We start from the raw sequence: 20,956 nt of genomic DNA, 5'->3' as shown, positions 1-20,956 counted from the left end.
GACTCTCCCGCTTGTATAGGTCTGTTCATGGCCTATAACGGATCTAGGGTGAACAGCATGGCGACGACGGAGAGGCTGCTCACCGTGCTCTCGCTGCTGCAGACCCGGCGGGACTGGCCGGGGTCGGCGCTGGCCTCGCGGCTCGGGATCAGTCATCGCACGGTCCGAAGGGACATCGAGCGCCTGCGTGAGATGGGGTACCGCATCCATGCGACGCGGGGTCCCGACGGCGGATACCGGCTGGAGTCCGGCGAGGAGCTGCCACCGCTCCTGTTCGACGACGACCAAGCGCTCGCCGTGGCGATCGCGCTGCGGACGGCCCCGGCCCTGGGTGCGGGCATCGGCGAGGCGGCGATCCGCGCCTTGGGCACGATGCGTCAGGTGATGCCGTCACGGCTTCGTCATCGCCTCGACGGCCTCGCGGTGATAACGGTGAGGCAGCCCGGCGAGGCGACGCCGGCCACCGTTTCGCTGGAGGTCCTCGTCGCGCTCGCTCAGACGATCCGCGATCGCCAGACGCTGCGCTTCGACTATCCCGGGCGAGGCGGCGCCGACGCGGAGACGGAGACGCTCACTCCTCGGCGGGCCGAACCCCACCACCTCGTCACGTCGGAGGGCCGCTGGTATCTCGTCGCGTGGGACCTCGACCGTGAGGACTGGCGGCTCTACCGTGCCGATCGCATCCGCCCGCGCATCCCCCACGGAGCGCGCTTCGCGCCGCGGACCGTCCCGGGCGGCGACGTGGACGAGTTCGTCGCTGCGCGCTTCCGGGGCTCGGACGTGAACGAATGGCCCTGCCGCGGCAGCGTCGTCCTCCACCTTCCGGCCCACGAGGTGCGGCCGTTCGCCGGCGAAGGACGTGTCACCGCGATCGACGAGCACACCTGCACCCTGGAGGCGGGGTCGTGGTCGTGGGGATCCCTCGCCGCGTGGTTCGGACGGTTCGAGGCGGCGATGGACGTGGTCGGACCGCCCGAGCTCCGCGCCGCCTTCGCGACCCTCGCCGGACGGTACGCGTCTGCGGTCACCGTGCCGGCGGCTGCGGTCACCGTGCCGGCGGCTGGGGCTCGATCGCGTCGCTGATGCGCGTGACGATGAGCCACGCGAGGGGAGCGGCGGCCAGGAGCGCCGCCTCGCTCACGATGGAGACGACGGAGGCGGCGGCGATCTCCTGGAGAGTCGAGGACGGCATGACCATCGCGCCGACGGTGCCGATGACACTGGATGCGAGCCACAGCGTCCACCACACGCCGAGGATCGGCGGGCGCAGTGCGGCACGCGACGCTCCGGCGAGATCAGAGACGTTCTGGAGCGGGAACCACCACGCGACGATCGGGATGAACCACGACCCTGCGTGCCAGCCGGGGGAGCGGCGCACCGACCCGGCGGGAAGCGACGCGGCCGCGCGATACTGCCACACGGCCCAGCAGATGCCGGCCGGAACGACCACGAGCAGCGACAGGATCGCGACGCCCAGGAACATGCCGTCGTACGCCTCGAGCGCCCCGAGCTCGGCGGAGCCCGAGAGGAATGCGTCGATCGCGACGATGCCGTAGACCTCGACGGCGATCGTGAGAACCGCGGTCGCGGCGGCGGCGACGATCAGCCAGCGGACCGCGGCCGCGAGCCCGCGGATCGGTCGCGCCGGGGGCGGCGCCTGGGCGGTGTGGAACGCGGGCTCGGGGGGAGTCACGGAGTCGCTCACGGGGTCCTCTGTCGTCGGGGGGAGAGAGCTTGCCCGAACACTAACAGGCGCGCGCATCGCCGCTCGCGCGCTTGCCAGATCGATCGATAAACGATAGATTTCTCTCGTCCATCGATGAGAGGTGTCGTCATGACTCACCCCACGATCGCGGTCCTCCGCGGGATCATCGCGCTGGCGCTCGCCGGTTCGGTGATCGTCCAGGCGATGATCCTTCCGGCCGTCTGGCGAGACACCGAGGGCACCGAGCTGTGGCGTCGGGTGGTCCTGGTGACCCTGCTCGCCCTGTTCGTCGGGGCGATGCAGGTCATCGCAGTCTGCGTCTGGCAGCTGCTCACGAAGGTGCGGCAGGGGTCGGTGTTCTCGCGGTCCTCGTTCGGCTACGTGGATGCCGTCATCGTGTCCCTCGCGGCCGCAGCGGTCGTCGTGTTCGGGCTGGCGGCGCTGATGGCGGCGGGGGAGGCGGCCCCGGGGGTGGTCGGCCTCGTCTGCGGCGCGGCGCTCGTGTTCGGCGGCGTCGCGCTGGTCGTCGTCGTGATGAGGGCGCTGCTGCGCCAGGCGATCGACCGGGAGGCCGAGGCGCGCACGCTGCGTGCCGAGCTGGACGAGGTGGTCTGATGCCCATCGTCATCGACATCGACGTCATGCTCGCGCGACGCAAGATGGCGGTGGGGACCCTGGCGGAGCGGGTCGGGATCACTCCCGCGAACCTGGCGGTGCTGAAGAACGGGCGCGCGAAGGCGGTCCGCTTCACGACGCTCGACGCGCTGTGCGAGGCACTCGACTGTCAGCCCGGCGACCTTCTGCGATGGGAACCCGGCGACGACGAGTGAGCTGACGTTCCGACGGAGGGATCGCCTCGGATGAAGCATCAGAACGGCGGTGGGTCGTCGGACTCCGGCGCGACCCGGTCGTGCGGCACGAACGCGACGACGGTCGGAGCGTCGTTGAGATAGGTGCGTCCGGTGGGCGAGCGGAACTCGAGGCGACCGCCGCCCAGTTGCCGGACGCGCCACGGGGAGGCGTGCTTCAGCCGGTGATGCCGGCGGCAGAAGAGCGCGAGGTTGGATGCCGCGGTGTCGCCGCCCTCGGCATAGGCGACGGTGTGGTCGGCGTCGCAGCGGCGGGCGGCAAGACGGCATCCCGGCCACCGGCAGTGCTCGTCACGCGCGTCGATCAGCCGGCGGAGCGCGGCGGACGGCCGGTAGCGGTCGCAGGCGAGCACCTCACCGGTGAGGGGATGCTGGGCGACACGCTCCCACCCCGGAGCGGCGGCCGCGAGTCGCCGGGCGGTTCCGGCGTCGATCGGACCGTGCCCGTCGAGGATCGCCGGATCGTCGTCGACGCCCGCGAGGGTGAGGAGGGGCACCGTGACCCTGACGGCTGTGCCTCCCGCGCGGAGGTCGGGATGCGCGGCCGGTGCGCCGCCGATCAGCAGATCGCACAGCACATCGGCGCGGCGCTCGTCGAGGCACCGGTCGTCGCGCTCCCCGTCCTCGTCGACATCGCCGTCGTCGTCGGCCGCCGCTGCGAGGTCGCTGACGCGCTCGAACGCGGCCCGCGCGAGGGCGGCGGGCAGATCGGCCACCAGCCGGGTGAGGCCGTCCTCGATGTCGTACAGCCGCACGCGGCGGCGTTCGTGCGCTCGACGCTGACGGTCGTCGACGAGGTCGCGCTGCAGTCGTGCGGCGATGGTCCGCGCCGCCGCCCGCACCCGTGCGGCCGATTCCGCCACCGCGACCTCGAGCACACGGCGCTCGTACTCGGCCCGCAGTCCGTCGTCTTCCACGGCCGCGCCGGCATCGAGGATCGCCGCGGCGTGACGCTCGTCGATCGCTCCCGCCCGGAGCGCGCGCAGTGTCGCGGGGTAGCGGTGGACGAGGGCGGACCCGCTGTCCAGCCAGCCGTGGACGGTCCGGTCGCCCACCCGCAGTGCGGCGCCGAGCTCGGCGACCACCTCACGCAGGGGGATGTCATCGCCGAGCGCGCCGCGGTGCTCCACACCCGCGGCGGCGCGCTGATCGACGCGCACGGCCACGAGGTCGAGCGCTTCGGCGCACAGGTCCGCGCGCTCGGCGTGCAGTCGCGAGATCTCGCGGCGGATGTGCTCCGCACGCGCCACGACCGCGTCGAGCTCGACCCAGTGCGGATCGACCCCGTGCGGATCGACCCAGTGCGGATCGACCCCGTGCGGATCGACCCCGTGCGGATCGACGCGGTGCGGATCAACCCCGTGCGGTCGGTGCGGCTGGGTGATCGGATCCATGGCTCTCCTGACGTCGAATGCGTCAGGAGGCTTCGTCCTGCTCTACCCACATCGCCCGCATGAATGGCGCGGGCGATGTCTTTCAGGTTAGTCACCCCCTCCGACATCGCCCTTGCGGCCATCTCCTCGGCGGACAGTACAGCGGTCCGTGTACTCTCGGCGTATGACCACGGCGACCCTCACCCACACCGCCGCACTCGCCCGGATGGGTCACGCGCTGTCCGACGCCACGCGCGCCCGTATCCTGCTCGCCCTGCGCGACGGGCCCGCGTATCCCTCCGACCTGGCCGAAGCCCTCGGCGTCTCGCGCCAGGTGATGTCGAACCAGCTGGCGTGCCTGCGCGGCTGCGGTCTGGTCGACGCCACGCCGGAGGGTCGCCGCACCGCGTACCGCCTCGCCGATGAGCACCTCGCGCCCGCGCTGGCGGAGCTCCTCCGCGTCGCCCTCGTCGTCGAGCCGGACTGCTGCGCCGACTCCGGGTGCCGCTGCGCATGAGCACCGCACCCGCCACCGGCAGTCGTGGCCACGTGCTGCAGCGACGCATCCGATGGATCGTCGCCGCCACGATCGCCTACAACGTCGTCGAGGCGGTCGTGGCGCTCACGGCGGGCACCATCGCGTCGTCGGCGGCGCTCATCGGTTTCGGCCTGGACTCCACCATCGAGGTGCTGTCGGCGGCGGCCGTGGCCTGGCAGTTCACGCGGCGCGACCCGGAGCGCTGGGAGAAGCCGACGCTGCGGGTGATCGCGGTGGCCTTCTTCGCGCTCGCCGGCTACGTGACCGCGAGTTCCCTGATCGCCCTCTTCGTCCGCGTCGAGGTCGGGCATTCCCCCGTCGGGATCGCGCTCACCGCCCTGAGCGTGGCCGTCATGCCGTTCCTGTCGTTCGCGGAGCGCCGGGCGGGACGTGAGCTCGGCTCGGCCACGGCGGTCGCGGACTCGATGCAGACGCTGATCTGCACCTATCTGTCGGCGGCGGTGCTCGTCGGACTGGTGCTCAACAGCCTGTTCGGATGGTGGTGGGTGGATGCCCTCGCCGGCCTGTTCATCGCGGGGATGGCCGTGCGGGAAGGCCTCGAGGCGTGGCGCGGCGACGCCTGCGCCACGTCGGTCGGCATGCTGCTCGACGGCGACGGCGACGGCGACGGCGACGGCGACTGATCCCCGCGCCTGGGATCAATAAGTATGTCTAATATTCTGTAGACAGCATTGAATATACTCAGTAGAGTGTCGATATCCGACGGTGCGGTCGCACCCCGGATCACGACTATCAACGGAGATATTCATGAGCACTGTCCGCCGTCCCAGCCGCCGTGCGGCCGCGGGGATCGTCCTGGCCGCCGGGCTCGCGCTGACCGGACTCGCCGCACCGGCGTCCGCGTCGACCGCGGCCGATGCGGACGTCGCCTTCGACGCGTTCATCGACGCGTTCTGGGACCCGAGCGAGAAGTACTTCTTCACCAACAGCGACCACGTCATCGACCCCGCGCACGCCTACGGACCCGAGGACGGACTGTACACCGACTTCTGGTGGGAGGCGCAGCTGTGGGAGACGGTGATGGATGCGTACGAGCGCACCGGCGACCCCGGGCAGCGCGACCTCATCGACGACGTGTACGACGGGTTCGTCGCGTTCTACCCGACGTTCGCCAACAACTACAACGACGACATCGGATGGTGGGCGAAGGCCTCCATCCGCGCGTACGAGCTCACGGGCGACCCGCGTTACCTCGACCGGTCCGAGGATCTCTTCGACGGCATCTGGGCGGAGTGGGACACGACCTACGGCGGCGGCATCTGGTGGCGGAAGGATCCCCACGACCAGAAGAACGTCGCGACGAACGCTCCCGCGGCCATCACGGCGACGCAGCTGTACCAGGCGACCTCCGACCCCGCCTATCTCACGAAGGCGCAGCAGCTGTTCGACTGGGTCGACGACCGGCTCCAGGTCGACGGCCACGTGTACGACCACCTCGAGGGACCCGGTTCGGGAACGCTCGTGAAGTGGGACTTCACGTACAACTCGGGCAACTACATCGGCGCGGCCATGGCGCTCTACGAGGCGACGGACGACGCGACCTACCTCGACAAGGCGATCGCGGCGGCCGACTGGACCACGACCTTCCTCACCAACGGCGGCACCTTCAACGACGAGGGCATCGACGACGGCGCCGGGTTCAAGACCATCCTGATCCGCCACCTCGCCCGGCTGGCGACCGTCCACGGGCAGACGCAGTACCTGCCCCTCCTGCAGGCCAACGTGACGCAGGCGTGGGACCACCGGCGCACCTCCGACGACCTCGTCGGATCGAACTGGTCGATGCCCACTCCGGCCGGCCGGCTGCAGAGCCTCACGGCCGCCGCCGTCGTCAGCGCCCTGCAGATCGTCCCCGCGAACGGATACTCGGGACCGCAGCCGGGGACCGGCATCCACGACGCCGAGAACGCCGTGACGACGAACCTGAACGCCGAGAGCACCAGCACCGGGTTCCTGGGACGCGGCTACCTCGCCGGCTGGAGCAGCGACGGCCAGGCCGTCACCTTCCACGTCAACACCGCCGCCGCCGGCGCCCACGAGCTGCGCCTGCGCTACGCGGCCGCGGCCGGTGACGCGACCCGCCGCATCCTGGTGAACGGGGTGGCGGTCGGGGCGAACCATCTGTTCCCCGGCACCGGCTCGTGGTCGACCTGGGCCGAGACCGACCTCGACAACGTGGACCTCGATGCCGGGCACAACACCATCCGGGTCGAGTACGCGAGCGGGTCGGGCAGCAGCCAGTTCCTGAACCTCGACCGACTGGTCGTGTCGCAGCAGCGCGAGGCGGAGGACGGCACCCGTCACGGCGGCATCGGCCTGGAGTCCTCGACCGCCGGGTACACCGGGTCCGGCTACCTCGCCGGATGGAACGGCAGCGGCCAGTGGGTCGACCTGTCGGCGACCGTCGTGAAGGCAGGGCGCTACGACCTCACCTTCCGCTACGCCGCCGGCGCCGGGAACGCCTCCCGCTACCTCTTCGTGAACGGCGCCTCCGTGGTGTCGAACCTCGCCTTCCCGTCGACGGGATCGTGGGGGCAGTGGCGGACGGTGACCGTCGAGGACGTCGCGCTGACAGCCGGCGCCAACACGATCTCGCTGATCTTCGAGACGTCGAACGGCAGCAGCAACTGGCTGAACCTCGATCACCTCACCCTGCGGTACGTGCAGCACTGATCGCTCCCTCCCCTCGACCGCACCCGACCCTCAGGAGACCCGTGGACCTCTTCTCCCCCTCCCACGCCGACCGGCTCACCGCCCGCATCGCGGAGCAGCTGGGCGACGAGGTGGCGGCGATCTTCCGCCGCTGCTACCTCGACACGCTCGAGAAGACGATCGAGCTCCTGCCGGACGGTTCGGCGTTCGTGGTCACCGGCGACATCCCCGCGATGTGGCTGCGCGACTCGGCGACCCAGCTGACGCCCTACCTGCACTTCCTCGCCGACGATCCCGCGCTGGCCGATACCGCGGTCGCCGTGTCCCGGCGCCAGCTGGCCTTTGTCCGCCTCGACCCGTACGCCAACGCGTTCAACGCCTCGGCCAGCGGGGCCGGGCACCACGGCGACCTGACCGAGATGTCGCCGTGGGTGTGGGAGCGGAAGTACGAGGTCGACTCGCTCGCGTACCCGATCCAGCTCGCCCACGACCTGTGGACCCTCACCGGTCGGACCGATCACCTGGCGGACTTCCCCGAGGCGGCCCGCCTGATCGTGCAGCTGTGGCGCACCGAGCAGCACCACGAGGAGCAGTCGCCCTATCGATTCCAGCGGTTCGACGGCGCGCCCACCGACACGCTGTCCCGGGACGGCCGGGGAGCGCCGGTCGCGGTGACCGGGCTCACCTGGTCGGCCTTCCGGCCGAGCGACGACGTCTGCTCGTTCCCCTACAACATCCCGGCGAACATGTTCGCGCACGTCGAGCTGGGGCACATCGCCGAGATCGCCCGGGAGGTGTTCGACGACGACGAGCTCGCCGCGTCGGCCCTCGCCCTGCGCGACGACCTCGGGGCGGCGCTCGCCGAGCATGCCACCGCCGCCGCCCCGAGCGGCGACGAGGTGTGGGCCTACGAGGTCGACGGACGGGGCGGCGCGCTGCTCGCCGACGACGGGAACACCCCGAGCCTCCTCTCGCTGCCGCTCCACGGCTGGTGCGCGATCGACGATCCGCTGTACCTCCGCACCCGGGCGTTCATCCTGAGCGCCGACAACCCGTACTACTGCATCGGATCGGCCGCCTCGGGCGTCGGCAGCCCCCACACTCCGCCCGACACGGTGTGGCCGATCGCCCTGGCGGTGCAGGGCCTGACCGCGCGGGACGACGCCGAGCGCCGGGCCGTGCTCGACACGCTGCTGCGCACCCACGCCGGCACCGGCGTGATGCACGAGTCGTTCCACAAGGACGACCCGACGATCTTCACGCGCCCCTGGTTCTCGTGGGCGAACGCGATGTTCTGCGAGCTGGTGCTCGACATCGCCGGGCTGCGGACGCATCGCCGCACGCCGGTCGAGGCGGTGGCGGGATGACCACTCTCACGCGTCTGAACGAGACGGTGCGCGACCCCGAGACCGCGCAGGCGCAGCAGCCGCCGCGCTGGTGGCGAGGCCGCCGCGGCGAGAACGGCGCCGTGCGCGCCACCCGCCGGCAGCAGGCGATCAGCGGCTGGGTGTTCCTCGCCGTGCCGGTCCTGCTGTTCGTCGCCTTCCTGCTGATCCCGCTGGTCGTGGCGATCGTCGTCAGCTTCACGGACTACGCGGTGGTCGGCGACTTCGAGTGGATCGGCATGGACAACTACGCCCGTGTCTTCCAGGACCCGATCTTCTGGATCGCGCTGCGCAACACCGCCTACTACACGGCGCTGTTCGTGCCGCTCGGAGTGATCGTCGCACTCGGCACCGCCCTGCTGCTGAACCGCCGCAGCCGCGCGGTCCGCATCTTCCGCACCCTCTTCTACATCCCCGTCATCTCGTCGACCGTGGCGACGGCATCGATCTGGTTCTGGCTGCTGAACCCGCAGTACGGCCTGTTCAACGTCGTGCTCGGCTGGTTCGGGATCGACGGTCCCGCATGGCTCTACGACTCGCAGTGGGCCATGCCGGCGATCGTCATGATGAGCGTGTGGGCGGGCTTCGGCGCCAACATGCTGATCTTCCTCGCCGCCCTCCAGGGCGTCCCATCGGAGCTCATCGAAGCGGCACGCCTGGACGGCGCCAGCAGCTGGCGGGTCTTCTGGCACGTCACCCTGCCCGCCATCTCGCGGACGATGTTCCTCGTCGTCACGCTGCTGCTGATCGCCGCGTTCCAGGTGTTCGACCAGGCCTACGTGCTCACCAAGGGCGGTCCGGGCAACTCGACGCTGACGCTCGTCTACTACATCTACGACCGCGGCTTCGGACGCCTCGAGATGGGCTACGCCTCGGCGCTGTCGTTCATCCTCTTCCTCATCATCCTCGTGTTCTCGCTGGCCAACGCCCGCATCACCAACCGGAAGGACCTCTCATGAGCGCCACCTTCACGCCGAAGCAGCGTGCCACGCGGCGACGGTTCTTCCGCTCGGCGCTCTGGTACGTCGCGGTCGTCCTCGTCAGCATCTCGACGGTCCTGCCGCTGGTGTGGACGCTGTCGACGTCGCTGAAGCCGGAGAGCGAGGTGCTCTCCGGGGCGCTCGAGATCATCCCCCGCAGCCCCACCTTCGACAACTACGTCGCCCTCTTCGCGGACGGCACCTTCGGGCGCTACCTCGTGAACTCGTTCGTCCTCGCCGTCGGCGGCACCCTGACCAACGTGTTCTTCGGCAGCCTCGCCGGCTACGCGCTCGCCAAGCTCCGCTTCCCGGGTCGCAGCAGCGTGTTCGCCACGTTCCTGGCCTCGATGATGGTCCCCGCGATCGTGACGATGATCCCGACGTTCCTGGTGCTGCGCTACTTCCCGCTCGCCGGCGGCAACGACCTGCTCGGCCAGGGCGGGGTCGGCATGATCAACAGCTACGCGGCCGTGCTCGTGCCCTTCGCCGCGGGGGCGTTCGCCGTCTTCTTCATGAAGCAGTTCTTCGAGTCGCTCCCCGACGAGATCGGCGACGCGGCGCGCATCGACGGCGCGGGGGAGTTCCGCATCTTCCTCAGCGTCTACTTCCCGCTGTCGACGGCGGGCGCCGCCGTGCTCGCCGTCCTCACCTTCCAGGCCGGGTGGAACAGCTTCCTCTGGCCGCTGATCGCCCTGAACAACCCCGAGATGTACACCGTCCAGATCGGACTGTCGGCCTTCATCAACGAGTACGAGACCGACTACGGCCCGCTGATGGCCGGCACGATCGTCGCCAGCCTGCCGGTGCTGCTGGTCTTCGTCCTCGCACAGAAGTACATCGTGCAGAACTTCACCGGCTCGGCCGTCAAATGACGGCCTCCACCACGTCCGGACGCACCCGGTCCGCACGGCCCGCACCAACATTCAAGGGAGAAATGCAATGAAGACATCACCCCGGCGGTTCCTCGCCCTCGGTGTCGTCACCGTCGCCGCGATCGCGCTCGCCGCCTGCAGCGGGACGACCACCGACTCCGGCGACTCCGGCGACGGCCCCGAGAAGGTGACGTTCTGGGGTTCCTGGTCCGGCGACCAGGTCGCTCAGCTCGAAGCCCAGGCCGCCGCCTACAACGCCGCCCAGGACGCCTACGAGGTGACCTACGTGCCGCAGGAACTCGTCGAGGAGAAGCTGCTCACCGGTCTGGCCTCGGGCGACGTGCCCGACGTGGTGCTCTGGGACCGCTACAACACCCCGATCTACGTCGACAAGAACGCCCTGGCGCCCATCGACGAGTACATCGAGGCGGACGGCGTGGACATGAGCCAGTTCTACGACCAGGCGCTGAGCGAGCTCGTCATCGACGACGTCACCTACGGCATCCCGCTGCTGGTCGACAACCGGTCGCTGTTCTACAACGTCGAGGCGCTCGAGGAGGCCGGCGTCGAGCCGCCCACGACCTGGGACGAGCTCGCCGCGGTCGCCGAGGCGACCACCGTCTCGGAGGGCGGCTCGCTCGCGCGCGCCGGCTTCCAGCTCAACGATCCGGGCCTGTTCAACATGTGGCTGACGCAGGCCGGCGGCCAGATGTACAGCGACGACGAGCAGGCCACCGCCTTCAACAGCCCGGAGGGGCTGGAGGTGCTGCAGTTCTGGCAGAGCCTGCTCGACGCGGGCGTCTACGAGCTTGGCTTCGGCGAGGGCGTCGACGCGTTCGCCGAGGGCAACGTCGCCCTGAAGCTCGACGGTCCGTGGGCCCTGGGCGGCCTCGACGCGGCCGGCGTGGAGTACGGCATCGTTCCGCCGCCGTCGGGCCCCGACGGCGGGCAGGGCGCAGGCATGGGCGGGTTCGGCCTGGTCATCCCGCAGGGCGCGAAGAACGCCGAAGGCGCCTGGGACTTCATCACCTGGTGGACGACGCAGCCCGAGAACGGCGTGTCGTTCGGCGAGATCTCCGGCTGGATCCCCGCGAACATCGAGGCGGCCAACGACCCGTACTTCACCGACAACCCGAAGTACTCCGCGTTCATCGAGACGCTCGAGTTCGCGAAGGTCCGCTCCCGCATCCCCGGCGCCTCCGACGTGGAGGGCAAGGCCCTGATCCCGCAGCTGGAGCGCTTCCTGGCCGGCGAGATCAGCGCCGAAGACGCCCTGGCGGAGGCTCAGAGCCTCGGCGACCAGATCCTCGCCGACAACCGCTGACCGACACGCGGCGGACGGGGGGCGCACCCCCGTCCGCCGCACCGATCCCCTCACACCGATCCCCTCACACCGATCCCCTCACCCCGATCCGCTCTGGAGCCTTCATGACCACCGCATCGCGCACCGCCCCGCACACCGAATGGGACGACCGCGCGTCGCTCGCGCAGGACAGCCTCGACCACTTCTTCGGCGTCGACGGACCGCAGCTGCTCAACAACAGCCACCCCGCGGGCGACAACGCCACCTTCAACTACTGGTGGCTCGCGCACCTGATCGACGTGCGCGTCGACGCGTTCGAGCGAACCGGCGACCGGCAGTGGCTGGACAAGGCCGAGGCGGCGTACCGCAACATCCTCGAACGCAACGGCGGGTCGCTGTTCAACGACTACTTCGACGACATGCTCTGGTACGCGCTGGCGATCCTGCGTCTTCACGACGCCACCGGCGACGATGCCTACCTGCGCGACGCGATCGCCATCTGGAACCATGTCGTCGACCACGGCTGGAACGACACCATGGGCCCGAGTGTCGCGTGGCGCAAGCAGCAGCTCTACTACAAGAACACCCCCGCGAACGGTCCGTTCGTCATCCTCTCCGCCCGCCTGAGCGCGCGCGACGACGATGCGCGCTACCTCGACTACGGACTCGCCGCCTACCGGTGGCTCACCGACACGGTCGTCCGGCCCGACGGGTTCGTCGAGGACGGCATCAACCGCGAGGAGGACGGCGAGCTCGACCTCCACTGGCGCTTCACCTACAACCAGGGTCTCTACGTCGGGGCGGGCGTCGCGCTCGCCGGCGCGACCGGGGACGAGCGCTACCTGGACGACGCGTCGCGGACCGCGCTCACGGCGCTCGCCGAGCTGTCGGAGAACGGGATCTTCCGGCAGGAGGGCGCCGGCGGCGACGAGGGCCTGTTCAAGGGCGTCTACTACCGGTACATCGGCACGCTCCTCGATGCCCTCGACCCCGACTCCGACGCCGCCCGGGAGCTGGACGGGTTCGTGCGGACCAGCACCGACGCCCTGTGGCGCAGCGCGGTGCGTGACGGGAGGCTCCTCGCCAGCGACGACTGGTCGGCCCCGGCGGGCGACAAGGTGGACTTCTCCACGCAGCTGAGCGCGATCATGGCGCTCGAACTGCGCGCGCGTCGCGCCGCCCGCTGAGTCCGTCCCGACGGCGCCCCCCGCTCGGTGATACATTAAATATGTTGATTCGCGAGTGGGGGGCAACCGGATGACGGCGCTGTACCGGGCGGTGTACGACGACCTGCGGTCCGCGATCGAGCGCGGCGACCACCCGGTGGGGGAGCGGCTCCCCTCCGACGCGGAGCTCTCGGAGCGTCACGGGGTCAGCGCCATCACCGTCAAGAAGGCGCTCGACCTGCTCCGCGGCGACGGGTTCATCAGCCGGCGCCCCCGGGTGGGCACGATCGTCATCAGCGACGTCGCCACCGTCGCACCGGCCTCGCACTCGCTCACCCATCCGCTCGTCGGGCTGATCGTCACCAACTTCGACGACACCTTCGGCACCCGGATCATCGGCGGCCTGCTCGACCGGGCGAACGCGAGCGCCAACCTGCTGGTCAAGCGCAGCCTCGGCGACGCCTCGGCCGAGGACCGGCTCATCCGCTCGCTCGTCGACGGCGGGGTGCGCGCCCTCATCCTGCAGCCGAGCTCGTCGGTCTACATCCCGCCGGCCGTGCTCGAACTGGTGACCAAGGACTTCCCCGTCGTGATCCTCGACCGCGTCTTCGACGGGGTGCCGGTGGCGACGGTCTGCTCCGACAACGTGGTCGCCGGCCAGCAGGCCACCGAGCACCTGTTCTCGCTCGGCCACGAGGCGGTCGGCCTGGTCAGCTCCGACAGCACCGTGTCCACCCTGCGCGACCGCCGAGACGGCTACGTCAAGGCGCACGCGATGCACCACATCCCGCACGACGACGCGCTCGTGTTCGACCTGGTCCACTCCACGACGCCCGGCAGCACCGCATCGCCCGACGAGGACATCGACCTGCTCGAGGCCTACCTGCGAGCGCGCCCGGGGATGACCGCGGTCGTGGCGACGGAGTACAACATCGCCGCCATGCTGCGGGCGGCAGCCCTCCGGGTCGGACGGGACATCCCGGGCGACCTGTCGATCGTCTGCTTCGACCACCCCGACGCGTTCTACGACCCGCTGCACTACCGCTTCACCCACATCCGCCAGGATCAGGAAGGGATGGGCGAGGCCGCCGTCGACCTCGCCCTCGACCTCATCCGCCAGCCCCGCGCGGTGCGGAAGGTCGCCCTCCCCACCGCCCTCGTGGTCGGCGAGTCGACGGACAGCAAGCGCTGAGCGGAGCGGGCGCCGGCATCGGCGCTCAGGGCACGCGGTAGCCCGCGGCGCGGAACAGCTCGTACCACTCCGCCCGGGTGAGCGGGATGTCCGATCCCTGGGCCGCCGCACTCACCCGCTCGGGCGTGGTGGTGCCGAGGACGACCTGCATCTTCGCGGGATGGCGGGTGATCCACGCCGTCGCGATCGCGATCGGCGGCACGTCGTACTGCGCCGCGAGGCGGTCGATGACCGCGTTCAGCTCGGGGTAGTCGGGCGAATCCAGGAAGACCCCGTTGAAGAACCCCGCCTGGAACGGCGACCACGCCTGGATGGTGATGCCGTGCAGCCGGCAGTAGTCCACGATCCCGCCGCCGTCGAGGGTCACGGCCTGGTCGGTGCCCTGCATGTTGGCCGCGATGCCCTGCGCGATGATCGGCGCGTGGGTGATCGACAGCTGCAGCTGGTTCGCCACGATCGGCTGCCGCACGGCGGACTTCAGCAGGTCGATCTGCCCGGGCGTGTGGTTGGAGACGCCGAAGGCGCGCACCTTGCCGGCGGCCTCGAGCTCGTCGAACGCGCGCGCGACCTCCTCGGGCTCGACGAGGGCATCGGGGCGGTGGAGCAGCAGGATGTCGATGTAGTCGGTGCGCAGGGCGCGCAGCGACCCCTCGACCTGGCCGACGATGCGCTCGTATGAGAAGTCGAAGTACGGCCCCTCCTTCACGATCCCGGCCTTGGTCTGGATGGTGACCTCGGCACGCTCGGACGGCGTGAGCTGCATCGCCTCGGCGAAGCGCTCCTCGCACTGGTGCATGTGGGAGCCGTAGATGTCGGCGTGGTCGAAGAAGTCGATGCCGGCGTCGCGGGCCACGCGCACGAGCTCGCGGATCTCGTCGTCGGACTTGTCGGTGATGCGCATGAGTCCGAGGACCACATTGGGGGCCAGCAGGTCGGGCCCGACGGGGACGGTCTTCATGGGGGAGCTCCTTCGGTCGTCTCCCTCCACGCTAGCCCGGGTCGGAGGGGTGGCCTAGTGTGGGGGCCGGCACGAGCCGACAGACGAAGAGGCGGACACGATGAAGCTGCTGCTCACCTCGGGCGGGGTCACCAACGAGGCCATCCGGGAACGACTCGTCCAGCTGCTCGGCAAGCCGATCGAGGAGTCGCGGGCGCTGTTCATCCCCACGGCGCAGTGGGGACATCCGATGTGCGGGCCGGAGTCGGTGTGGGGCACGATCACCGGAGCCGGGGAGCACGGCCCGGGCCTGGGAGGGCTCGGCTGGAAGTCGGTGGGGGTCCTCGAGCTCACCGCCCTCGCCAGCATCGGCGCGGACCGCTGGATGCCGTGGGTGCGGCAGGCCGACGTCCTCCTCGTCGACGGGGGCGAGGCCGTGTTCCTCGCGCACTGGCTGCGCGAGTCCGGGCTGGCGGCGCTCTTCCCGTCGCTCGCCGAGACCGTGTGGGTCGGCGTGAGCGCGGGCAGCATGGTGATGACGCCGCGCATCGGCCCGCTCTTCGTCGAGTGGCAGCCTCACGGCGGCGACGAGACCCACGGCGGCGACGAGACCCTGGGCGTGGTGGACTTCTCGATCTTCCCGCACCTGGACTACCCGGGGTGGGAGTCGAACACCCTCGCGCGGGCCCGCGAATGGGCCGCGGCGATCGGTGTGCCGTCGTACGCCATCGACGACCAGACGGCCATCTCGGTGGTCGACGGCGAGGTCGACGTGATCTCGGCGGGCAACTGGGAGCGCTTCGACGGCGGCGCCGGCTAACCGGTCCGAGCGTCCGTCTCCATGCGCTGCGTTCCGATCACCGAGAGCAGCCGCAGCTTGTCGTAGCTCTCGGTCCCCGGCTGCGCGGTGATCACCAGCAGGGTCTGTCCCTGGTCGGGGTCGACGAGGATCTGGCACTGCGCTTCGATGACCCCCGTCTCGGGATGCTGGAGCCGCTTGTCGAGCACGTGGTGATCGCGGAGCTCGTGCTGCTCCCAGAGCTCGGCGAACTCCGTGCTGCGCTCGAGCAGCTCGGCCACCAGCGCGCCCGCGCGCGAGCGCGGTCCGTGCTGCGCGAACACGGCGCGGATGTCGGCGGTGAAGGCGCGCGAATGGCGGGCATGGTCCTCGGCGGGATACACGTCGCGGGTGGGCGGATGCAGGAACCAGCGGTAGCCGATGCTGCGCATGGCCCCCTCGAAGCGCGTCTCGTCGCCGAACAGCACCCGCGCCGGCGGCGTCTGCGCGAGGGTCTCGCCGAGCGCGGTCATGACCTGCGCCGGGGTGTCGGCCAGCCGGTCCAGCACGCGCATGAGACCGGGGGAGACGTGGTCGGTGCGCACCGTACGCTCCGGGGCGCGGTGCCCTGCGAGGCGGAAGAGGTGGTCGCGCTCGGCGAGGGTCAGCCGCATGCCCCGGGCGATCGCGGCCAGCATCTGCTCCGAGGGCTGCGGTCCGCGCTGCTGCTCCAGCCGGCTGTAGTAGTCGACCGACATGTCCGACAGCGCGGCGACCTCCTCGCGCCGCAGGCCCGAGGTGCGGCGGCGCGGGCCGCGGGTCAGCCCCACGTCCTCGGGCTGCAGCGCCTCCCGGCGCTTGCGCAGGAAGTCGGCGAGCTGCGGTCTGTCCATACTCCGAGTCTCCGGTCGGGGCGCTGCGGCTGCAAGGGATCGCCGATCCCCCTCAGCGGTGGGTCGCGCGCGAGCCGTCGCCCTCAGCGGGCGGTCGCCTCAGACGGGCAGCGGAGCCCCGAGCAGGCGCTCGGTCGCGTCCCACGCCCGGCGCGCGTCGTCGTCGCCCGCCAGCCGGGAGTACAGCGGCTGCTCGGCCGGCGGGCCGCCCAGGTGGCGCCATCCGCTCGGCCCGTAGAGCATCCCGCCCCGCGCTGCGGGATCGGTGCCCGCCATCACGGCCGGCAGGGCCGCCGACGCGGGGGTTCCGACGATGATGCCCCACCGCGACAGCGCGCGGATCACGCGCACGGCGCGCGTGTCCTCGCTCCGCCCGAGTCCGGGCTGGGCCGAGAGGAGGTTCGTCGGCGTGATGCCGGGGTGGGACAGCATGCTCCGCACTCCCCAGTCGCCGGCGACGCTCCGGCGGTCCAGCTCGACGGCGAACAGTCCGAAGAGGATCTTCGACGAGCTGTACGCCTCCATCGCGTCGTAGCCGCTCTCCCAGTTCAGATCGTCCCAGTGGACGGATCGCTCGTCGGCCGCGATGCTCACCTGGCTCACGACCCGGCCGCGTGCCGCACGCAGCAGCGGCAGGAGGGCGGTCGTCAGGGCGACGTGCCCGAGGTGGTTGGTGGCGAGCTGCAGCTCGAAGCCGTCGGCGGACTGCTGACGGGTCGGCGGGGTCATGACGCCCGCGTTGTTGACGAGGAGGTCGAGCGGTCGGTCCTCCTCGATCAGCTCGCCGGCGAACCGGGCCACCGATTCCAGCGACGCCAGGTCGAGGGAGCGCACGTCCACGCGCGCTCCCGGCACCTGCTGCCGGATGCGGGACGCCGCGTCTTCGCCCTTGCGCGCGGTGCGGACGGGCAGCACGAGCTCGGCTCCCGCCCGCGCCAGGCGCAGGGCGATCTCGACGCCGACGCCGTCGCTGGCGCCGGTCACGACGGCGCGTCGGCCGGTGAGGTCGGGGACGGTGATGTCGATGGTCTTCGGCATGGCTGCTCCTCGCGGTTCCGGGGCGCGTGCGCGCCGCGATGTCCATGCTCGTCGGCGGATCCGCCGACGTTCAGGGCGCGCTCATCCCCGGATCGCGGATCCCCCGCTGCGCCTCGCGTGACTCAGGCGGACTCGGCGGCGGCCTTCAGCCGGGCGAGCCCGCGGTCGAAGTCTTTCCCGACGGACTGCTGGATGCGCAGCAGCGGCGCCAGCAGCACCATGATCCCGCGGTTCTCGCCCTGCATCGTCCAGGTCACGCGCGTGCCCGATCCGACCGGCTCGAAGTCGAAGCGGGTCGGGCAGACCGCCGCGAACGGCTTGAGGAAGGCGAGGCGGATGCCGATCGACTGCGGGGTCGAGGTCTCGATCGTCATCTCCCCTTGCCCGACCTTGCCATCGCCTTTCCACTCGTAGTGAGCCCCGACGCCGGCATCCGGCCCGCTGTAGGAGCGCTGCATGGTCGGGTCGATGTCCTCCCACGGCGACCAGGCGGACCACTTGTGGAAGTCGTCGACGAACGCATGGACCTCAGCGGGCGCGGCGGTGGTCTCGACCGAACGGGTGACGGTGTACGTGCTCATGCCGCCACCGTACTGCCGGCGCCGACCTCGCCAAAGAGACAGACTTTTCTCCGGCAAACTTCCCCTCATCGCGTCATGACCGGAGCCCGGGGGAGTCCTTCCCCCTGAGCGCCACCTCTATGGCCCTCCGCCTCTTCCCGTGGGAGGCGGTGGTCCACTCCGGGGGGAGTGGTGGCGCGAGATCGGCCCCTCGGTGTGGGGGGCGGATCGGGCGGGGCGGTCGGACTTCCCAGGGTTCCAGACCGCCCCGCATTCCCCCGCCGCCCGGGGTCGCCTCCTCGTCGTGGCGTCCCTCTTGACGCGGCCTACTTTCTTCAAGAAAGTGGATGCATGCCGCTCCGCTCCGACTGGTCGTCGACCACGTGCCCGATCGCCCACGCCGCCGACGTCCTCGCCGACCCATGGGTGCTCGTGCTGCTGCGCGAGTTCTTCTCGGGCCGGACCCGGTTCGACGAGCTCCGGTCCGCGACCGGGGCCGCCGACAGCGTGCTGGCGCGTCGGCTCAAGGCGATGGAGGCTGCGGGGGTGCTCACCCGCGTGGACACCGGCGGGTACGCGCTGACCGCAGCGGGCCGCGCGACGCTGCCGATCCTCCACGCCTACGCGAGGTTCACCCGCGAGGTCGACCCCGAGGGCCCGTGGGGACTCACCGTGTCCTGCGCTCGATGCGGCACGGTGGCGGAGTCCGCCGACTGGTGCACCCACTGCGACGCGGTGCTCGACGCCGACGCCGCGATGTGGTCGCGGCGGAGCATGGGCGGCGCCCCCTTCACCCTCGCGGCGTCGGCATGACCGCCGAGGCCGAGGCCCTCGATCCGGCCGGCCCGCCGTCGCCGCCGCGGCGGTTCCACCCCGCATGGCTCGTGGCGGCGGTGGCGTTCGTCGCGCTGCTCGCGGCCGCGGGATTCCGGGCCGCGCCCGGGGCGCTCATGGTGCCGCTCAACGAGGAGTTCGGCTGGTCGACGAGCGTCATGTCCCTCGCCGTCAGCGTGAACCTGCTCCTGTACGGCCTCACCGCGCCGTTCGCGGCCGCGCTCATGGATCGCTTCGGCATCCGCCAGGTCGTCGCGGCGGCGCTCACGCTCGTCGCGCTCGGCGCCGGCGGCAGCGTGCTCATGACCGCATCGTGGCAGCTCCTGGTCTTCTGGGGTCTCCTCATCGGACTCGGCACGGGCTCGATGGCGCTCGTGTTCGCCGCGACCATCGCGCAGCGCTGGTTCGTGCGGCGCCGGGGACTGGTCATGGGCGTCCTGACCGCGGGCTCGGCGACCGGTCAGCTCATCTTCCTGCCCCCCGTCGCCGTGGTCGCCGAGTCGGTCGGCTGGCGGGAGGCGTCGCTGCTGGTCGCCGTGGCGGCGCTGGCCGCGGTGCCCGTTGTCTGGATCGTCCTGCGCGATCACCCCGAGGACCGCGGGGTGCTGCCGTTCGGCGCGGACCCCGCGACGTACGCCGCGCCCGCGCGCGCGACCGGGAACGCGGCCCGTCGCGCCCTCGACGGGCTCGTCTTCGCGTCGCGGCACCGCTCGTTCTGGGCGCTCGCCATCGCCTTCGCCATCTGCGGAGCGACGACCAACGGGCTGATCGGCATCCACTTCATCCCCTCGGCGCACGACCACGGCATGCCCACGACCACCGCGGCCGGGCTGCTCGCGGTGGTCGGCGTCTTCGACATCGCGGGCACGGTGGCGTCGGGCTGGCTGACCGACAAGTACGACCCCCGCAAGCTGCTCGTGCTCTACTACGGCTTCCGCGGCGTCGGGCTCCTGCTGCTGCCGTGGCTGCTCGCCGAGACGGTGCACCCGAGCATGGTGCTGTTCATCGTCGTCTACGGGCTGGACTGGGTCGCCACGGTGCCGCCGACGGCGGCGCTGTGCCGGGAGATTTTCGGCGACAGGGGGACGATCGTCTTCGGATGGGTGTTCGCCGCCCACCAGATCGGCGCCGCTCTCGCCGCCCTCGGCGCCGGTGTCATCCGCGACGCGTTCGGCGAGTACACCTACGCCTGGTGGGGCGGAGCGGCGCTGTGCGCGATCGCGGCCGTGCTGTCGATCGCGGTGCGGAGGCCGCACCGGACGGCGGCGGGGTGATCGGGCCCGTCACTGGGCGGGCTGGTCGATGATCGCCGACGAGAGGGTCGTGCCGTTCAGCTCGAGGTAGATCCGTCGCTCCGTCACCGACAGGGTCATGTCGTTGCGTCGCTCGACCAGGGCGGCGGCCTGCTCGACGAAGCCGGGCTCGAAGCTGTGCAGCACCACCTCGTCGCCGCGATGGATCCGCTTGCCGGTCCATTGGGCGGCGACCTTCGCCGGGTCGCGATGCGTGTAGACGGCCGTGCGCTCGGCCGAGGTGCTGCCGCGGTGCAGGCGCGCCGCGTCGGGCGCGCCGACCTCGATCCACGCGAGGAGCCGCCCCGTGAGGTCGCGCACCGAGACCGCCGGCTCGTCGGCCGACGCGATGCCCTCGCTGAAGGCGATCCCCTCCTCGTACTCCAGGCAGTAGGCGAGGACGCGCGTCATCATGAAGGCGTCGGTCTCGGCCGACTGCCGGGCCGTCCGCAGCGACAGCTCCTCGTAGACGCCGCGGTCGACGTCGGCCAGCTGGACGGTGAAGGTGTGCATAGTCGCGCCGATGGCCATGACGAACGAGCCTACGCGGGCGGGGGTGGTGCCGCGC

Annotated in this window: 22 protein-coding genes; 15 read left to right on the top strand and 7 right to left on the bottom strand. The window is 71.0% G+C overall.

The window, feature by feature from the left end; all coding sequences use genetic code 11:
• The first annotated feature begins 57 nt into the window (after positions 1-57).
• The gene (locus ACPWUT_RS15135) at positions 58-1,083 is read left to right on the top strand and encodes a helix-turn-helix transcriptional regulator (RefSeq protein WP_425839226.1); all 1,026 of its coding nucleotides are present in this window, start codon (positions 58-60) and stop codon (positions 1,081-1,083) included.
• Here the strand turns inward: ACPWUT_RS15135 and ACPWUT_RS15130 are convergent.
• Entirely contained in the window at positions 1,046-1,705 is a 660-nt protein-coding gene (locus tag ACPWUT_RS15130) for a DUF4328 domain-containing protein (RefSeq protein ID WP_425839223.1), read from the bottom strand. The genes ACPWUT_RS15135 and ACPWUT_RS15130 overlap by 38 nt on opposite strands.
• A gap of 129 nt (positions 1,706-1,834) precedes the next feature.
• Between ACPWUT_RS15130 and ACPWUT_RS15125 the strand changes: the two genes are divergently transcribed.
• Both ACPWUT_RS15125 and ACPWUT_RS15120 read left to right on the top strand, forming a co-directional pair.
• Complete coding sequence (locus tag ACPWUT_RS15125) at positions 1,835-2,320, top strand: DUF2975 domain-containing protein (protein WP_425839220.1); 486 nt, start codon at positions 1,835-1,837, stop codon at positions 2,318-2,320.
• Positions 2,320-2,535: a helix-turn-helix domain-containing protein gene (locus ACPWUT_RS15120; protein ID WP_284528405.1), complete on the top strand. Its 216-nt coding sequence runs from the start codon at positions 2,320-2,322 to the stop codon at positions 2,533-2,535. Before ACPWUT_RS15125 ends, ACPWUT_RS15120 begins: the two co-directional genes overlap by 1 nt.
• A gap of 38 nt (positions 2,536-2,573) precedes the next feature.
• On the opposite strand, the gene ACPWUT_RS15115 is transcribed toward ACPWUT_RS15120, so the two are convergent.
• Positions 2,574-3,968: a DUF222 domain-containing protein gene (locus tag ACPWUT_RS15115; RefSeq protein ID WP_425839216.1), complete on the bottom strand. Its 1,395-nt coding sequence runs from the start codon at positions 3,966-3,968 to the stop codon at positions 2,574-2,576.
• Between the two features lie 163 nt (positions 3,969-4,131).
• On the opposite strand from ACPWUT_RS15115, the gene ACPWUT_RS15110 reads away from it, so the two are divergent.
• The 9 genes from ACPWUT_RS15110 (at position 4,132) to ACPWUT_RS15070 (ending at position 14,056) form a co-directional block, all read left to right on the top strand.
• A complete protein-coding gene (locus tag ACPWUT_RS15110; RefSeq protein WP_425839213.1) occupies positions 4,132-4,464 on the top strand; it encodes an ArsR/SmtB family transcription factor in 333 nt (110 codons plus the stop codon).
• Positions 4,461-5,129, top strand: a complete 669-nt coding sequence (locus ACPWUT_RS15105) for a cation transporter (protein WP_425839210.1) — start codon at positions 4,461-4,463, stop codon at positions 5,127-5,129. The genes ACPWUT_RS15110 and ACPWUT_RS15105 overlap by 4 nt, the downstream gene beginning before the upstream one ends.
• Positions 5,130-5,253: 124 nt before the next feature.
• Complete coding sequence (locus tag ACPWUT_RS15100) at positions 5,254-7,179, top strand: glycoside hydrolase family 76 protein (protein ID WP_425839207.1); 1,926 nt, start codon at positions 5,254-5,256, stop codon at positions 7,177-7,179.
• 41 nt (positions 7,180-7,220) lie between these two features.
• Positions 7,221-8,525, top strand: coding sequence for a glycoside hydrolase family 125 protein (locus tag ACPWUT_RS15095; RefSeq protein WP_284528400.1), 1,305 nt, complete (start codon positions 7,221-7,223; stop codon positions 8,523-8,525).
• Entirely contained in the window at positions 8,522-9,502 is a 981-nt protein-coding gene (locus ACPWUT_RS15090; RefSeq protein WP_425839203.1) for a carbohydrate ABC transporter permease, read from the top strand. Before ACPWUT_RS15095 ends, ACPWUT_RS15090 begins: the two co-directional genes overlap by 4 nt.
• Complete coding sequence (locus ACPWUT_RS15085) at positions 9,499-10,395, top strand: carbohydrate ABC transporter permease (protein WP_284528398.1); 897 nt, start codon at positions 9,499-9,501, stop codon at positions 10,393-10,395. The genes ACPWUT_RS15090 and ACPWUT_RS15085 overlap by 4 nt, the downstream gene beginning before the upstream one ends.
• A gap of 67 nt (positions 10,396-10,462) precedes the next feature.
• On the top strand, positions 10,463-11,719 hold the full coding sequence (locus tag ACPWUT_RS15080) for an ABC transporter substrate-binding protein (RefSeq protein WP_425839200.1): 1,257 nt from the start codon (positions 10,463-10,465) through the stop codon (positions 11,717-11,719).
• Between the two features lie 104 nt (positions 11,720-11,823).
• Positions 11,824-12,885, top strand: a complete 1,062-nt coding sequence (locus tag ACPWUT_RS15075) for a glycoside hydrolase family 76 protein (protein ID WP_425839197.1) — start codon at positions 11,824-11,826, stop codon at positions 12,883-12,885.
• Between the two features lie 70 nt (positions 12,886-12,955).
• On the top strand, positions 12,956-14,056 hold the full coding sequence (locus tag ACPWUT_RS15070; RefSeq protein ID WP_425839194.1) for a GntR family transcriptional regulator: 1,101 nt from the start codon (positions 12,956-12,958) through the stop codon (positions 14,054-14,056).
• A gap of 25 nt (positions 14,057-14,081) precedes the next feature.
• Here the strand turns inward: ACPWUT_RS15070 and ACPWUT_RS15065 are convergent, their stop codons facing one another.
• Positions 14,082-15,014, bottom strand: coding sequence for an aldo/keto reductase (locus ACPWUT_RS15065; protein WP_425839191.1), 933 nt, complete (start codon positions 15,012-15,014; stop codon positions 14,082-14,084).
• 100 nt (positions 15,015-15,114) lie between these two features.
• Here ACPWUT_RS15065 and ACPWUT_RS15060 point away from each other — a divergent pair, with 100 nt between their 5' ends.
• Positions 15,115-15,813 (top strand): Type 1 glutamine amidotransferase-like domain-containing protein, encoded by a 699-nt coding sequence (locus ACPWUT_RS15060; protein ID WP_425839188.1) that lies wholly within the window; start codon positions 15,115-15,117, stop codon positions 15,811-15,813.
• Here ACPWUT_RS15060 and ACPWUT_RS15055 read toward each other — a convergent pair.
• The 3 genes from ACPWUT_RS15055 to ACPWUT_RS15045 form a co-directional block, all read right to left on the bottom strand.
• Entirely contained in the window at positions 15,810-16,664 is an 855-nt protein-coding gene (locus tag ACPWUT_RS15055) for a helix-turn-helix transcriptional regulator (RefSeq protein ID WP_425839185.1), read from the bottom strand. The genes ACPWUT_RS15060 and ACPWUT_RS15055 overlap by 4 nt on opposite strands.
• A 99-nt stretch (positions 16,665-16,763) precedes the next feature.
• Entirely contained in the window at positions 16,764-17,702 is a 939-nt protein-coding gene (locus tag ACPWUT_RS15050) for an SDR family oxidoreductase (protein WP_425839182.1), read from the bottom strand.
• A gap of 122 nt (positions 17,703-17,824) precedes the next feature.
• Entirely contained in the window at positions 17,825-18,283 is a 459-nt protein-coding gene (locus tag ACPWUT_RS15045; RefSeq protein ID WP_284528390.1) for an SRPBCC family protein, read from the bottom strand.
• Between the two features lie 330 nt (positions 18,284-18,613).
• Here ACPWUT_RS15045 and ACPWUT_RS15040 point away from each other — a divergent pair, with 330 nt between their 5' ends.
• Positions 18,614-19,075, top strand: a complete 462-nt coding sequence (locus tag ACPWUT_RS15040; RefSeq protein WP_284528389.1) for a winged helix-turn-helix transcriptional regulator — start codon at positions 18,614-18,616, stop codon at positions 19,073-19,075.
• Complete coding sequence (locus ACPWUT_RS15035; RefSeq protein ID WP_425839177.1) at positions 19,072-20,370, top strand: MFS transporter; 1,299 nt, start codon at positions 19,072-19,074, stop codon at positions 20,368-20,370. Before ACPWUT_RS15040 ends, ACPWUT_RS15035 begins: the two co-directional genes overlap by 4 nt.
• 9 nt (positions 20,371-20,379) lie before the next feature.
• Here the strand turns inward: ACPWUT_RS15035 and ACPWUT_RS15030 are convergent, their stop codons facing one another.
• Positions 20,380-20,919 (bottom strand): YaeQ family protein, encoded by a 540-nt coding sequence (locus ACPWUT_RS15030; RefSeq protein ID WP_425839174.1) that lies wholly within the window; start codon positions 20,917-20,919, stop codon positions 20,380-20,382.
• Positions 20,920-20,956 lie beyond the last annotated feature (37 nt).

It is taken from the genome of Microbacterium sp. PA5 (assembly GCF_049860775.1).
In the GTDB taxonomy this organism is placed as follows: domain Bacteria; phylum Actinomycetota; class Actinomycetes; order Actinomycetales; family Microbacteriaceae; genus Microbacterium.
This window is presented reverse-complemented; position numbering and strand designations above follow the sequence as displayed.

What these genes read in the sequence shown, in the direction of transcription:
- ACPWUT_RS15135 (WP_425839226.1), top strand. Translation starts at nt 58, where the DNA reads ATGGCGACGACGGAGAGGCTGCTCACCGTGCTCTCGCTGCTGCAGACC.
- ACPWUT_RS15125 (WP_425839220.1), top strand. Translation starts at nt 1,835, where the DNA reads ATGACTCACCCCACGATCGCGGTCCTCCGCGGGATCATCGCGCTGGCG.
- ACPWUT_RS15120 (WP_284528405.1), top strand. Translation starts at nt 2,320, where the DNA reads ATGCCCATCGTCATCGACATCGACGTCATGCTCGCGCGACGCAAGATG.
- ACPWUT_RS15115 (WP_425839216.1), bottom strand. Translation starts at nt 3,968, where the DNA reads ATGGATCCGATCACCCAGCCGCACCGACCGCACGGGGTTGATCCGCAC.
- ACPWUT_RS15110 (WP_425839213.1), top strand. Translation starts at nt 4,132, where the DNA reads ATGACCACGGCGACCCTCACCCACACCGCCGCACTCGCCCGGATGGGT.
- ACPWUT_RS15105 (WP_425839210.1), top strand. Translation starts at nt 4,461, where the DNA reads ATGAGCACCGCACCCGCCACCGGCAGTCGTGGCCACGTGCTGCAGCGA.
- ACPWUT_RS15100 (WP_425839207.1), top strand. Translation starts at nt 5,254, where the DNA reads ATGAGCACTGTCCGCCGTCCCAGCCGCCGTGCGGCCGCGGGGATCGTC.
- ACPWUT_RS15090 (WP_425839203.1), top strand. Translation starts at nt 8,522, where the DNA reads ATGACCACTCTCACGCGTCTGAACGAGACGGTGCGCGACCCCGAGACC.
- ACPWUT_RS15085 (WP_284528398.1), top strand. Translation starts at nt 9,499, where the DNA reads ATGAGCGCCACCTTCACGCCGAAGCAGCGTGCCACGCGGCGACGGTTC.
- ACPWUT_RS15080 (WP_425839200.1), top strand. Translation starts at nt 10,463, where the DNA reads ATGAAGACATCACCCCGGCGGTTCCTCGCCCTCGGTGTCGTCACCGTC.
- ACPWUT_RS15075 (WP_425839197.1), top strand. Translation starts at nt 11,824, where the DNA reads ATGACCACCGCATCGCGCACCGCCCCGCACACCGAATGGGACGACCGC.
- ACPWUT_RS15070 (WP_425839194.1), top strand. Translation starts at nt 12,956, where the DNA reads ATGACGGCGCTGTACCGGGCGGTGTACGACGACCTGCGGTCCGCGATC.
- ACPWUT_RS15065 (WP_425839191.1), bottom strand. Translation starts at nt 15,014, where the DNA reads ATGAAGACCGTCCCCGTCGGGCCCGACCTGCTGGCCCCCAATGTGGTC.
- ACPWUT_RS15060 (WP_425839188.1), top strand. Translation starts at nt 15,115, where the DNA reads ATGAAGCTGCTGCTCACCTCGGGCGGGGTCACCAACGAGGCCATCCGG.
- ACPWUT_RS15055 (WP_425839185.1), bottom strand. Translation starts at nt 16,664, where the DNA reads ATGGACAGACCGCAGCTCGCCGACTTCCTGCGCAAGCGCCGGGAGGCG.
- ACPWUT_RS15050 (WP_425839182.1), bottom strand. Translation starts at nt 17,702, where the DNA reads ATGCCGAAGACCATCGACATCACCGTCCCCGACCTCACCGGCCGACGC.
- ACPWUT_RS15045 (WP_284528390.1), bottom strand. Translation starts at nt 18,283, where the DNA reads ATGAGCACGTACACCGTCACCCGTTCGGTCGAGACCACCGCCGCGCCC.
- ACPWUT_RS15040 (WP_284528389.1), top strand. Translation starts at nt 18,614, where the DNA reads ATGCCGCTCCGCTCCGACTGGTCGTCGACCACGTGCCCGATCGCCCAC.
- ACPWUT_RS15035 (WP_425839177.1), top strand. Translation starts at nt 19,072, where the DNA reads ATGACCGCCGAGGCCGAGGCCCTCGATCCGGCCGGCCCGCCGTCGCCG.
- ACPWUT_RS15030 (WP_425839174.1), bottom strand. Translation starts at nt 20,919, where the DNA reads ATGGCCATCGGCGCGACTATGCACACCTTCACCGTCCAGCTGGCCGAC.